The sequence below is a fragment of the Streptomyces griseorubiginosus genome (assembly GCF_001514195.1).
Classification (GTDB): domain Bacteria; phylum Actinomycetota; class Actinomycetes; order Streptomycetales; family Streptomycetaceae; genus Streptomyces; species Streptomyces griseorubiginosus.
The window spans coordinates 399,888-412,302 of record NZ_KQ948740.1 but is presented as its reverse complement, the minus strand read 5'-3'; the positions used below and the strand labels follow the sequence as shown (position 1 = coordinate 412,302).

Annotated in this window: 14 protein-coding genes; 7 read left to right on the top strand and 7 right to left on the bottom strand. The window is 73.4% G+C overall.

Annotated features, from left to right (window positions below; translation table 11 throughout):
* The first annotated feature begins 11 nt into the window (after positions 1–11).
* From AQJ54_RS29870 to AQJ54_RS29860, 3 genes are all read left to right on the top strand, one after another.
* Positions 12–575, top strand: coding sequence for a PadR family transcriptional regulator (locus AQJ54_RS29870; RefSeq protein ID WP_062242349.1), 564 nt, complete (start codon positions 12–14; stop codon positions 573–575).
* 72 nt (positions 576–647) lie between these two features.
* A complete protein-coding gene (locus AQJ54_RS29865) occupies positions 648–1,376 on the top strand; it encodes a class I SAM-dependent methyltransferase (RefSeq protein ID WP_062242347.1) in 729 nt (242 codons plus the stop codon).
* Between the two features lie 104 nt (positions 1,377–1,480).
* Positions 1,481–2,254, top strand: a complete 774-nt coding sequence (locus AQJ54_RS29860; RefSeq protein WP_062242345.1) for an acyl-CoA thioesterase — start codon at positions 1,481–1,483, stop codon at positions 2,252–2,254.
* A gap of 22 nt (positions 2,255–2,276) precedes the next feature.
* On the opposite strand, the gene AQJ54_RS29855 is transcribed toward AQJ54_RS29860, so the two are convergent.
* The 5 genes from AQJ54_RS29855 to AQJ54_RS29835 all read right to left on the bottom strand — a co-directional run bounded on the left by AQJ54_RS29855 (position 2,277) and on the right by AQJ54_RS29835 (position 6,649).
* Entirely contained in the window at positions 2,277–3,443 is a 1,167-nt protein-coding gene (locus AQJ54_RS29855) for a serine hydrolase domain-containing protein (protein WP_062242343.1), read from the bottom strand.
* Between the two features lie 100 nt (positions 3,444–3,543).
* A complete protein-coding gene (locus AQJ54_RS29850) occupies positions 3,544–4,512 on the bottom strand; it encodes an acetylxylan esterase (RefSeq protein WP_062032254.1) in 969 nt (322 codons plus the stop codon).
* 83 nt (positions 4,513–4,595) lie between these two features.
* Positions 4,596–5,177, bottom strand: coding sequence for an Rv1733c family protein (locus AQJ54_RS29845; RefSeq protein WP_062242340.1), 582 nt, complete (start codon positions 5,175–5,177; stop codon positions 4,596–4,598).
* Positions 5,178–5,295: 118 nt separating this feature from the next.
* The gene (locus AQJ54_RS29840; RefSeq protein WP_062031845.1) at positions 5,296–6,051 is read right to left on the bottom strand and encodes a ferredoxin reductase; all 756 of its coding nucleotides are present in this window, start codon (positions 6,049–6,051) and stop codon (positions 5,296–5,298) included.
* Positions 6,044–6,649 carry a sulfite oxidase-like oxidoreductase gene (locus AQJ54_RS29835; protein WP_062242339.1) on the bottom strand — a complete coding sequence of 202 codons (606 nt, stop codon included), beginning with the start codon at positions 6,647–6,649 and terminating at the stop codon, positions 6,044–6,046. Before AQJ54_RS29835 ends, AQJ54_RS29840 begins: the two co-directional genes overlap by 8 nt.
* 169 nt (positions 6,650–6,818) lie before the next feature.
* Here AQJ54_RS29835 and AQJ54_RS29830 point away from each other — a divergent pair, with 169 nt between their 5' ends.
* On the top strand, positions 6,819–7,736 hold the full coding sequence (locus AQJ54_RS29830; protein ID WP_062242337.1) for an NADP-dependent oxidoreductase: 918 nt from the start codon (positions 6,819–6,821) through the stop codon (positions 7,734–7,736).
* Positions 7,733–8,617: a GNAT family N-acetyltransferase gene (locus AQJ54_RS29825; RefSeq protein ID WP_107121164.1), complete on the top strand. Its 885-nt coding sequence runs from the start codon at positions 7,733–7,735 to the stop codon at positions 8,615–8,617. The genes AQJ54_RS29830 and AQJ54_RS29825 overlap by 4 nt, the downstream gene beginning before the upstream one ends.
* A 37-nt stretch (positions 8,618–8,654) precedes the next feature.
* Here the strand turns inward: AQJ54_RS29825 and AQJ54_RS29820 are convergent, their stop codons facing one another.
* Positions 8,655–9,086 (bottom strand): MarR family winged helix-turn-helix transcriptional regulator, encoded by a 432-nt coding sequence (locus AQJ54_RS29820; RefSeq protein WP_062031853.1) that lies wholly within the window; start codon positions 9,084–9,086, stop codon positions 8,655–8,657.
* Between the two features lie 220 nt (positions 9,087–9,306).
* On the opposite strand from AQJ54_RS29820, the gene AQJ54_RS29815 reads away from it, so the two are divergent.
* Entirely contained in the window at positions 9,307–10,098 is a 792-nt protein-coding gene (locus tag AQJ54_RS29815) for a putative protein N(5)-glutamine methyltransferase (RefSeq protein WP_062031855.1), read from the top strand.
* A 9-nt stretch (positions 10,099–10,107) separates the two neighbouring features.
* Here the strand turns inward: AQJ54_RS29815 and AQJ54_RS29810 are convergent, their stop codons facing one another.
* Positions 10,108–11,034 (bottom strand): LysR family transcriptional regulator, encoded by a 927-nt coding sequence (locus tag AQJ54_RS29810; RefSeq protein WP_062242335.1) that lies wholly within the window; start codon positions 11,032–11,034, stop codon positions 10,108–10,110.
* 132 nt (positions 11,035–11,166) lie between these two features.
* On the opposite strand from AQJ54_RS29810, the gene AQJ54_RS29805 reads away from it, so the two are divergent.
* Positions 11,167–12,414 (top strand): MFS transporter, encoded by a 1,248-nt coding sequence (locus AQJ54_RS29805; RefSeq protein ID WP_062242333.1) that lies wholly within the window; start codon positions 11,167–11,169, stop codon positions 12,412–12,414.
* The last annotated feature ends 1 nt before the right edge of the window (position 12,415 follow it).

Genomic DNA, 12,415 nt, shown 5'->3' with positions numbered 1-12,415 from the left:
AGCGTGTCCACATGTCGCTCAAGTACGCCGTCCTGGCGGCCCTGCTGGAGGGCGAGGCCTCGGGCTACGAACTGTCGAAGGTCTTCGACGTGTCTCTGGCGAACTTCTGGCCGGCGACCCCGCAGCAGCTCTACCGGGAACTGGAGCGCCTGGCGCAGGACGGGCTGATCGAGGCGCGGGTGGTCCAGCAGGAACGCAGGCCCAACAAGCGGCTGTTCACGCTCACCGAGACCGGCCGCCGTGAGCTGGGCGCCTTCGCCGGCGAACCGCCCCGCAGGCCGGCCGCCCTCCGCGACGAGTTCCTGATCAAGATCCAGGCCATGGACGGCACCGACCCCGAGGCCACCCGGGCCCTGTTCGAGGAACGTCTGTCCTGGGCGCGCGGGAAGCTCGCCCGCTACGAGCGGGTACGCGAACGGTTCCTGGACGGCCGCACCGAGGCCGAGTACCTGCGGGACGCCGAGCGCATCGGCCCCTATCTCACCCTGCTGGGCGGCATCGCCCTGGAGAGCGAGACCGTGCGCTGGTGTGAACGCGCCCTCGTGATCCTCGAGGCCCGCGCCGCGCACACCTGACCCGCCCAAGCCCCCGCGCACACCTGACTCGCCCAAGCTGCCCCGCACACCTGACTCGCCTAAGCTGTCGCGATGTTCAGCCCAGAAGGCCCCAGCCTCCGCGAACTCGCCGTCCAGGCGCTGTCGTCCGTCGAGCGCGGCTACGACCTGCTCGCCCCCAAGTTCGACCACACCCCCTTCCGTACGCCCGACTCCGTCCTGGACGCGGTGGCGTCGGCACTCCGCCGGCTGGGCCCCTTCGGCGCCGGGCTCGACCTGTGCTGCGGCACCGGTGCCGGTGTCGGTGTGCTGGCCCGGGTCTGCGGGGAGAGTGTCACCGGCGTCGACTTCAGTGCCGGGATGCTCGACGTGGCCCGGGAGCGGACCGTCTCACGGGGTCCACGCGTGTCCTGGGTGCGGGGGGACGCGCGCACCCTGCCGTTCGCCGACGGCTCCTTCGACCTGGTCGTGAGCTTCGGCGCCTTCGGGCACTTCCTGCCGCGGGAGCTGCCCGGCCTGTTCGCCCAGGCCCGGCGGGTGCTGCGGCCGGGCGGCTGCTTCGCCTTCCCGATCGTCGCCCCGCCGCGCCCCTCGTCCCCGGCCTACTGGATGCTGCTCGGCTTCGACGCCGTGATGCGGGTGCGCAACGCCCTGTGGCGGCCCCCGTTCGTCATGTACTACCGCGACTTCCGGCTCGGGGACGTGCGGCGGGAACTGGAGTGGGCCGGGCTCGAGGTGGAGCTGCACGCGCTGCGCGAGTTCGGCGAGCGGCCGGACGGCAGTCCCCGGGTCCGGCTGGTCGTGGCACGACGGCCCGCTTAGTCGGTCAGGCTGGTCGGTCGGTCGGGCCGGCAGGTCAGGCCGGTGAGTCTGGATTTCCAACTTATCCGTTTGATTTTCCAACTCACCACGTTATGGTGAGGCGCGTGACCACCTCCACCGAGCACGAGAGCCGGATCGACCCCCAGTGGCGGTCCTGGGAAGGGGCGCACGGCGGCCATGTCGCCGCCGTCGCCCTCGCAGCCGTCCGCTCGCGGTTCGCCGGGGGAGCCCGGCCGGTCCGCACACTGACCACGCACTTCCTGGCCCCGGCGGACGCCGGCCCGCTGCACGTCTCGGGCACCGCGCCCACATCCGGGCGGCGCACCGCGGCCTGTGTCTTCTCCGGCCACCAGGACGGCCTGCCGGTCGTCGTCGGCTCGGCCCTGTTCGGCGAGGGGCGGCCCGGGGTGGCGTACGACGGACAGCCCGCCCCGGACGTGGCGGGCCCGGACGGCTGCCGGACCGTGCGGCTGCCCGGCCATCTGGCGCCCTTCGCCCGGCAGTTGGAGATACGGCCCGCCGGCCCCGACCTGCCCCTGGCCGGCGGCGACCGGGCCGAACTGCTCGCCTGGGTGCGCTTCCCGGACGGCCGGCCGCTGGACGCACCGGCGGTCGTCACCCTCACCGATGTGCTGCCGCCCGCGCTGTACGCCGTCTGGGACGTCCCGCGCCCGGTGCCGAGCGCGGAGCTCACCGTCCACTTCACCGACGCCCTCGACGCGGGCGGGAGCCTTCTCGGGGGCTGGGCCCTGGTCCGGATCCGCACCGACCACGCGGGCGCCGGATGGGCCGTCGACGACAGTGCCGTCTGGGCCGCGGACGGCCGCCTCCTTGCTCTGGGCCGTCAGTCCCGCGTGGTGCGCGGCGCGCGTCCGTAGCGCCGCCGAGCGGAACCCGCGGTCACAGCGCGCTGTACAACGCGTCGACCAGGGCCGTCTTGCGCGGGTCGTTGGCGATGTGGGGGCCCATCCGGTTCATCACATACCCCAGGGACACCCCGGACTCCGGGTCGGCGAGACCGCACGAGCCGCCGAAGCCGTCGTGTCCGAAGGCCCGCGGATTGGGCCCGTACGAGCCCTCGGCCCCGCTGAGCCACAGCCCGAGCCCGAGTTCCGTGTCGTTCCCCAGGCCGGCGCCGAGCACCAGGTCACGGCAGCGGCCCTGTCCCTCGCGCACCCGCTCGGCCGCCGCCGGGGACAGGACGCGGTGGCCGCCCCAGGTGCCCCGGCCCGCGAAGATCCCGTAGAGCGCGGCCACGGCCCGGGCCGTGCCGTGGCCGTTGGCGGCGGGTATCTCGGCGGCCCGCCACTCCGGCGTGTTCGCCTCCGCCGCCCCCGCCACCGGGTTGGTCAGCGCGGCGACGGCGGCCGGCGCCAACTGGGCGAAGACCGCCGCCTGTTCGCTGGTCGACACCACCGGCGGATGCACCAGCTCGGCGGCCCGCCCGGCCTCCTTCTCCGGCAGGCCGATCGTGAAGTCGATGCCGAGCGGCCCCGTCACCTCCCGCTCCAGGAAGGCGCCGGGCAGCAGCCCCGAGACCCGTCGGACGACCTCCCCGACCAGGAAGCCGTACGTGAAGGCGTGGTAGCCGGACACCGTGCCGGGCTCCCACCAGGGCTCGGTCGCCGCCAGCCGCCGTGTCGTCAGCTCCCAGTCGCAGAGCTCGGTGAGGGAGTGGGGCTCACGCAGGCCGGACAGTCCGGCCCGGTGCGAGAGCAGGTGCCGTACGAGCACCTTCTCCTTGCCCGCCGCCGCGAACTCGGGCCAGTACACGGCCACCGGGGCGTCGAGGTCGAGCAGGCCCCGGTCGGCGAGGACGTGGGCGCACAGGGCGGTCGGGCCCTTCGTCGTCGACCATACGTTGACCAGCGTGTCCCGCTCCCAGGGGCGGGTGCGGGCCGCGTCGGCCCAGCCGCCCCACAGGTCCACCACCGTCTCGCCGCCGACCGAGACGCTCACCGCGGCGCCCAGCTCGGCGCGGTCCCGGAAGTTCTCCTCGAACGCCGTCCGCACCGCCGCGAAGCGTTCGTCGCAGTGGCCGTGGACAACCGACTGGTGCTCGGACATGGGTCCTCCGTCGTCGCCGGACGTCCGGGCCGCCACGCCGCGACCCGGATCCGCCGAACATACCGACTGGTCGGACCGGTGGGAAGGTGTCAGGCGTGACTCACGCGAGGGCGCGCAGCCAGCGCAGCTTCGCCGCCTCCTGGTAGGGGCCGCCGCCCTCGTGGTCGTTGAAGTCGTAGACCTCGATCTGCTTGTCCTGGTGGCCCCAGGCGTTGAAGGCCGCGAAGACGGTGGAGGGCGGGCAGGTCTGGTCCTCCAGGGCCGCCGAGAACAGCGCGGGCGCGCGGCCGCGGCTCGCGAAGTGCACACCGTCGAAGTAGGCGAGGGTGCCCAGGACGTCCTGGTAGCGGCCGCGGTGCGTCTTGAGGTAGAGGCCGATCTCCCGGTACGGGTGCCGGTCCGTGAGCGTCGCCGCGCGCGGGAAGTCGCACAGGAAGGGCACGTCCGGCGCGACCGCCGCCAGGTCCGGCACCAGACCGCCGACCGCGATCGAGATGCCCCCGCCCTGGCTGCCGCCGAGCACGACCGTGCGCGCGGGGTCGGTCAGCGGGTGCGAGCGGGCCGCCTCCACCGCGCGCACCGCGTCCGTGAACACCCTCCGGTAGTAGTAGTTCTCGGGGGCGTCGATGCCCCGGGTCATGAAGCCGGGGTACGCGGGGGCGCCGCCCTGCGGGTCCGCGGTGCCGCCACCGCCGCCCCAGGCGCTGCCCTGCCCCCGGGTGTCCATCACGAAGTGCGCGCGGCCCGAGGACGCCCACAGCAGATGCTCGTGCGGCAGTCCGCGCCCGCCGCCGTACCCGATGAACTCCACGACCACCGGCACCGGCGCGGAAACCTCGGCGGGGATCGTGAACCATCCCTTGACCGGCTGGCCGCCGAACCCGGCGAAGGTCACGTCGTACACCTTGACCGTGGACAGGCCGGTGTCGACGAGCTCGAAACGGGCGTCCAGGTCGTGCTCGCGGGCCTCCTGAAGTGTCTTGGACCAGAACGCGTCGAAATCCTCGGGCTCGGCGGACTCGCTGCGGTACTCGCGCAGTTCGTCGAGGGGGAGGTCGAACAGTGCCATGCAGGACCGCCTTTGCGAAGGGACGTGCGGGATGATCACACCGTACGTGGGCGGTCGGACGAATCGCCAGGCCAGGTACGAGTTCAGGCCCGGCGGCGGGTCCACTGGGGCTCGGTGAGGGCCCAGTCGCGTTCCCACTCGGAGAGCCGGTGGCGGTGGGCGGCGGCCCGGACGACGGAGTGGCCGAGCAGGATCACGGCGATCGCGCCGCCCGCCCCGCAGGCACCCATCGTCAGGGTGTGCTGCCAGATCGCGGTCCCGTCGGGCGGCGGGGCCACGCTCCGGCCGCGGGAGTCGAACCACACGTCGACCGTGTCGCCCCGGTCCGTACCGGCCGGGACCCGCGCGATGGCCGTCCTCGTCGCCCCGGCCTCCGTCCAGCGCACCGCCACCCGGTACGAGCGCTCGCGCCCGCCCTGGACCGTGGGCGGCGAGTCCGGCACCTGGCCGGTCACCTCGGCGCGCACCCGATGTCGGTCCGCGCGCTGCTCGTCGGCCACCGCCTGTGCGTCGCCATGGGCCCACCAGCCCACGACCGCGCCCGCCAGCGGGGCCGCCAGCAGCAACAGCACCGCGACGGCCAGTACCGTCCACGCCTCGACGACGTCGGACCGACGCCTGAGCGGATTGCGCCGCCAGCGCCAGCCGCGCACCCGGGTTCGCATGTCGACCTCCGCACCACGCACGCCTGTGAGTGGTCACAAAGATGTAGTACCCCTCAACCGGCGTCGTTCACTTGTGGGGGAGCGCACCTGCACAGGGAGTGCACACACGCGTCTCCTGTCAGCCGAACCGCTCGATCCGGATACGGTCCACCGGCTGCCCCGCCGTCAACAGAAGCCGCGAGGCGTGCTCGGCGAACGCGTTGGATCCACACACATAGGCCTCCCACCCATCATCAGGCTGTTCGGCCAGGAGTGCCGCCACATGTGCGGCCGTCATACGTCCGACCGGCACCCCCGCAGGGGCGCTCCGCGTGAACACGGTCGTGGTCTCGGCGCCGAACTCGCGGGCGTAGATGAGCTCCTCCGGCCCCCGCGCCGACACCAGCAGCCGCAACGGCACGGACAGTCCGCGCGCCCGGTGGTGCCGCACCATCGACATCAGCGGTACGACCCCGGACCCGGCCCCGATCAGCAGCGCGGGCCGATCACCGGGCCAGGCGAAGAAACCGCTCAGCGGCCCCCGCACCTCGACCTCGTCACCGGGCGCGGCCTCCGTGTGGAACCAGCCGGACACCTCACCGCCCTCGACGTGGTCCAGGGTCAGCTCGATGTGGCCGGTGTCCTCGGGCGGGGACGCGATCGAGTAGTGCCGCTGGGCCGTGTAGCCGTCCTGGGCGGTGAGCCGCAGCATCAGATGCTGGCCCGGCAGATGCCCCTGCCAGTCGGGCACCGCGAAGCGGAACGTGGACGCGTACGGCGTCTCCCGGCGGATCTCGGTGAGGGTGGCGGTCTGCCACAGCGCGGCGGACCGGTTGCTGACGGCGATCCGCCCGGGCACGGCGAACCGTGTCGCGGGCACGAAGGTCTCAGTCACCGGCGTACCTCTGCTCCTCCCACGGGTTGCCCCGCGCGTGATAGCCGTTCTGCTCCCAGAAACCGGGTTCGTCGTGGTCGAGCAGGGTCAGGCCCGCGACCCACTTGGCGCTCTTCCAGAAGTACAGGTGCGGCACCAGCAGCCGCGCCGGGCCGCCGTGCTCGGCGGGCAGCGGCTCGCCGTCGTACTCCCACACGATCCAGGCCCGCCCGCCGGTCAGGTCCGCGAGCGGCAGGTTCGTGGTGTACCCGGTGTGCGCGTAGGCGACGGCATGAGTGGCCGACGCAAGGGGCCGCGCCTCGGCCAGGAACGCGTCCAGCGAGACCCCCGCGAACCGCACACCGAACTTCGACCAGCTCGTCACACAGTGGATGTCACCCTCGTAGGCCGACGACGGCAGTTCGTGCGCCTCGTCCCAGTCCCAGGTGCGGGACTGTTCGACCAGCCCGTCGACCCGGAACGTCCAGTCGGCCGGCGACAGGTCCGGGGTGACCTCGGCGGAGAGCACGGGCCAGTCGTCGCCCGCGTCGTACTGGCCCGGTGGCAGTCCGGGGTTGTGGACACGGGGGCGTCCCGTGAAGCCTCGGGTGACGTTCATGCACCCACCGTACGCTCTCGTCCCTGGTGCTCCGGCCCAGGTCAGTGCCCCGATCATTGCGGCCGTATGAACAGCGCGCGGCTGCGGGAATAGCCGCCGCGCGCCGCTCCTTGGCGCTGGAGTGCCGGGTCGCTGCCCCGGTGACAGCACGAGGAGAGTGAGGAAGCAGATGCCCAAGGCGTACGTCTTCACGCGGTACGGCGGTCCGGAGACCGAGGCGTTCGTGGACGTGGACCGGCCGAGCCCCGGACCCGGTGAGCTCCTGGTCGCGGTGCGGGCGGCGGGTGTGAACCCGGTCGACTGGAAGATCCGCTCCGGTTACGTGCGGCCCGGCGACACCGGTGAGCGGGTCTTCCCCGCCGTGTTCGGCAGCGAGGTCTCCGGCGTGGTGGCGGAGACCGGCGCGGACGTCGAGGGGTTCGCGGTCGGGGACGAGGTCTTCGGCAACACGCTCACCGGCGGCTACGCCGAGTACGCCCTGATACCGGTCGCCATCGCCGCGCACAAGCCGACCGGGCTCTCCCACGCGGACGCGGCCACACTGCCCGTCGCCGCCGCGACCGCCTACGACGGCGTCCGCCAGCTAGGCCTGCCCGAGGGAGCCACGCTGCTGGTCACGGGCGCGGGCGGGGGAGTGGGCGCGGCCGCGGTGCAGATCGCGCGGGCCCTCGGCCTGAAGGCCGTCGGCGTCGCCGGCGAGGCCAAGAAGGAGTTCGTCGAGGCGCTCGGCGCCGTCCATGTCGCCTCCGGACCCGGCTGGGCCGAGCGGGCCCGGGCGACCGCACCGGACGCCGTCTACGACCTCGTGGGCGGTGAAGTCCTCGTCGAAGCCGCTGAGTTGCTCGCCGACCGGACGAGGCTGATCACCGCCGGGGCCCCGGAGGAGGACGTACGGCGGCTGGGCGGCGCCCGCGTGGTCCGGGCCCGTGACGCGGCCGTACTGGAGGAGGTCGCACGGCTCGTGGTCGCCGGTGACCTGGACCCGCATGTCACCGCGACCTTTCCCCTCGACCGGGCGGCCGACGCGCTGCGCACTGTCGAGGAGGGCCACGCCCGCGGCAAGACGGTGATCGAGGTCGCCCGATGACCGACGACTCCTCGAACGTGCTCACTGGTGATTACGTCCGGCACGTCGACGGACGGGATGCCTCACCGGCCGACGGCGGCGCTCTTCACGGCCTGGCCGGCGATGACGTCCGGCAGGTCGGCGACAGGGATGCCTCACAGCTCGACAACGGCAGCGCTCTTCACGGCCTCGCCGGTACCGGCGCCCCGCACGTCCTCGACAACCCCGCCCTCGCCTCCCTCACCGGTCCGCACGCCCACTTCGCCGAGAAGCGCGGCCGGGTCCTGCGCTACCCGGTCGACGTGTCGCCGTGGCTGGCCCTGCCCGACGAGCCCGACGCCGGGGCCTGGGCCGACCTCGCGGCCCAGGCGGGTCCCGGTGCGGAGGTGATGCTGACGGCGTACGCGGGAGCGGTGCCGGAGGGCTGGGAGATCACCTTCCACGTCGAGGGCGTCCAGCTCGTGGACGACGGCGTCGCCGCCGCGCCCGACCCGGAGGCGGTCCGCCTGGGCCCCGCGGACGTGCCCGAGATCCTCGACCTGATCGCCCGCACCCAGCCGGGCCCGTTCCTGCCCCGCACCATCGAGATGGGCACCTACCTGGGCATCCGCAGGGAAGGCGCCCTGGTCGCGATGGCGGGTGAGCGGCTGCACCCGCCGGGCTGGACCGAGATCAGCGCGGTCTGCACCGACCCCGCCGTCCGCGGCCAGGGCCTCGCGACCCGGCTGATCCTCGCCGTGGCGCACGGCATACGGGAGCGCGGCGAGACACCCTTCCTGCACACCGGCGCCCGCAACACCAACGCCATCCGGCTCTACGAGTCCCTCGGCTTCCGGCTCCGCCGCAGGACCGCCTTCCTGGCCGCACGGGTGCCCGAGCGGTCGCCGGAGGCGGTGTCGTAGCGCTTTCGGGGCGGACCAAACCGGCTGAGCTCGTCCTTCAGCCGGAACGGGACCAGGAGTTGTACCGCACGAGATACCCGGCGAACCGCTCCAGGTCCTCCTCGGACCACTCCGCCAGCCGCTCACCCACGGCGGCCCGGCGGCTCACCGTGACCTGGCCGAGGATGCTCCGGCCCGCGTCGGTCAGATGCAGCACCTGGACCCGGTGATCGGCCGGGTCCGGGCGCCGCTCGACGAGGCCGGCCCGCTCCAGCGCGGTGACCTGGCGGCTCACGGTGGACTTGTCCAGGGCGTAGTGGGCGGCCAGGTCGGTGGCACGGCAGCCGTCGCGCTCCTCCAGATGTCCGAGGAGGGTGTACGACACCAGGGACAGCTCGGGGTGCAACCGGCTCGCCGAGGCTCGGGCCCGCCGCGCGAACACCGTCATCTCGTGCTGGATCGTCTCCACGGCCCTGTCCGCTGCTCGCATCGGACCTCCCTCGCAGTACTACTGGTTGCACAGTACAACTCATCGTGCCCTGGGGTAGGGTGGCCGTCCGGCCGCGGGAGGTCCCGGCCGTGAGGTACCGAGGGGGTGAGACCCATCAACGCTGTGTCAGATCGGGTGCTCCCCTCTCGCATCGGCGCGGATCACCGCCGGTAGGTGACCGCTGGAGCGCCCTTCGGCTCTCGAAAGGCCCCCGGCTCCCATGCCTTCCCTGTCTCCCCGCTTCCCGTCCGGCGACTCGGTCGTCGCCGCACTCCGCACGGCCGGCTGTGTGTTCGCCGAGGACGAGGCCCGGCTGATCCTCGCCGCCGCCCGTACCCCTGACGAACTGGCCGCCATGGTGGACCGGCGGGTCGCCGGGCACCCTCTGGAACTCGTCGTCGGCTGGGCGGAGTTCCGCGGACTGCGGATCTCCGTGGCCCCCGGCGTGTTCGTGCCCCGCCGACGCACCGAGTTCCTCGTCGAGCAGGCCCTCGCCGAGGCACCGGCCGCCTCGGTCGTCGTGGACCTGTGCTGCGGATCGGGTGCCGTGGGCGCGGCCCTCGCCGCCGCGCTGGGCCCGGTCGAACTGCACTGCGCCGACATCGACCCGGACGCAGTGGAGTGCGCCCGCCGCAACACCGCCGGGGCCGGCGGCCGGGTCCACACGGGTGACCTCTTCGAGGCACTCCCCGCCGAGCTGCGCGGCCGTGTCGACATCCTGGCGGCCAACGTCCCCTACGTCCCCACCGAGGAGGTCGCCCTCCTGCCCTCCGAGGCCCGTGACCACGAGCCGCTGGTCGCCCTGGACGGCGGCACGGACGGCCTGGACCTCCTGCGCCGGGTGGCCGCCGGGGCCCTGGACTGGCTGTCCCCGGCCGGCTGCCTCCTCGTCGAGACCAGCGCCCGCCAGGCCCCCGCCGCCGTCGACGCCTTCACCCGCAGCGGCCTGGCCACCCGCCTGGCGGTCTCTGAGGAGCTCTACGCCCAGGTCGTGATCGGCACCAGGCCGTAGCGCCGCCGGTCACGCCCAGTTCGGGGTCCACGTCCCGGTGTCCGGCAGGTCGGGCCGGGTGCGGTGGAGGTGGGAGCGGAGGGCGTCGAGGACCGGGTGGGCGTTGTCGGCGCGCCAGATCAGGGAGTGCGGGTAGACCGGTGTGGGTCCGTGCACCGGGATGCGGCGCAGGTCCTGGCCGGACGGCCAGACCAGACGGGTCAGCTCGCCGACCAGGGTGGCCAGGCCCGGTGAGTCGGCGATCGTGTCGAGGAGGGGGTCGGTGCCGAAGTCGGGCCCGGTGACCTCGATGGTGAGTCCGAAAGAGGCCGCCAGATCGTCGTAGTAGGTGCCCCACTCGGTGCCGGTGACCAGGCCGGGCATCCAGATCCGGTGCCCGGCCAGCCGGTCGGGTGTCACCGAGCGGGCCGTCGCGAGCGCGTGGTCGGGGCCGGTGAGCAGCTGGACCGGTTCGTCGTAGACGCGCACGGACTCGATGCCGTCGGCCGACGGGCCCTGGGCATGGGGTACGGCACGGAAGGACGCGTCGATCGTGCCGGACCGGAGCGCTTCCAGGGCCGCGTCGGCGTCGAAGAGCGTGACCACGTCGAGCTCCACGCCGGGATGGGCGCGGTGGAAGGCGCGCAGCAGTTCGGCGGGGGCGAGCCGGCGGCCGATCACGTCCACCCGCAGGGCGCGGCTGCCGGGGTGGACCGAGGCGGCCGCCCGTTCCGCGGCCCGGAGCAGGTCGCGGGCGTGCGGCAGGAACGCCTGGCCGTCGATGGTGAGCCGGGCGCCGCGCGGGGTGCGGGTGAACAACCGCGCCCCGAGGTCCTTCTCCAGCGCGGCGACCCGCTTGGACACGGCCTGCTGGGTGACCGCCAGCCGGTCGGCGGCATCCTGGAAGCGGCCCGCGTCCGCCACGGCGACGAACGTGCGTACGGCGTCGAGATCCATGCGAGCAGCCTAGGCCGCCCTCGGTACAACCCGGGGTTGTGCCGGTTCGCCGGGCCGGTTGTTTGATCTGCGGGACCGTACTCGGTTGGATGGCGCCGGTTCAACGCGGGGTTGTCGACGAAGGGGTGGGGCGTGGGCGGGAGGCGGTCGCTGGGGCGGCGGTTCGGGTGGCTGTGGGCGGCCTACGCGGTCAGCGCGTTCGGTACCTCCCTGTCCTTCGGGGCCTTCCCGATGATCGCCGTCCTGGTGCTGCACGCCGGCCCGGCCGCGGTGTCCCTGCTGGCGGCCGCGGGCCTCGCCGTGGGGGCGGCGGTGGCGGTACCACTCGGGCCCTGGGTGGAGTTCCGCCGCAAGAGACCGGTGATGGTCGCGATGGACCTCACCCGGTTCGCCGCCCTGCTGAGCATCCCCGTCGCCTTCGCGCTGGGCGTGCTCGGTTACGTCCAGCTCCTGGTCGTGTCCGTGCTCGTCGCGGCGGCGGACATCACCTTCACCGCCGCGTCCGGAGCCTTCCTCAAGTCGTTGCTCGACCCGGAGGACCTGCTGGTCGCCAACGGGCGCTTCGAGGCCACCAACTGGACCTCCATCGTCGTGGGCCCCCCTCTCGGCGGTGCCGCCGTCGGGCTGCTCGGCCCGGTGACGACCGTTCTGGCCGACGCGGTCAGCTATCTGCTGTCGGCACTGGGCCTGCGCGCGATCGGTGGCGGCGAGGCGCGACCCGCCCCGACCGGCGCGCCGAAGGGTTCGCTCCTGGAGGGCTGGCGGTACATCCTGGCCAGTCCCGTGCTGCGTCCCCTGTTCTTCAACACGGTCCTGGTCAACGCCCTGATCATGGTGCCGGTGCCGCTGCTCACGGTCCTCATGCTCGGCCCGCTGGGCTTCGCGCCCTGGCAGTACGCCCTCGCCTTCTCGGTGCCCTGCCTCGGCGGCCTGCTCGGCTCACGGATCGCCCGCCCCCTGGTGACCCGGTTCGGACGGCACCGGGTCCTGCTCACCTCGGGAGTCCTGCGCGCCTGCTGGCCGCTGGGCCTGGCCTTCGTCGGTCCGGGTGCGGCGGGTCTGCTCCTCGTCATGGTCATCGAGCTGGGCGTGATCACCTCGTGTGCCGTCTTCAACCCGGTGTTCGCCACCCACCGCCTGGAGATGACACCGACGGACCGGGTGGTCCGCACCCTCTCCGCCTGGTCGGTGACCGGCAAGCTGCTCACCGCGGCCCTGACCGCCCTGTGGGGCCTGCTGGCCGGCCTCACCGGAACCCGCGAGGCCATCGCCCTCGCCGGGCTCCTCCTCCTGGCCACGCCGTTCCTGCTGCCCCGCCGCCAGAGGCCTCCGCAGGAGACACGGCGGGACGCCGCGCCGTCGTCGGCCCCGGCCCCGTGAC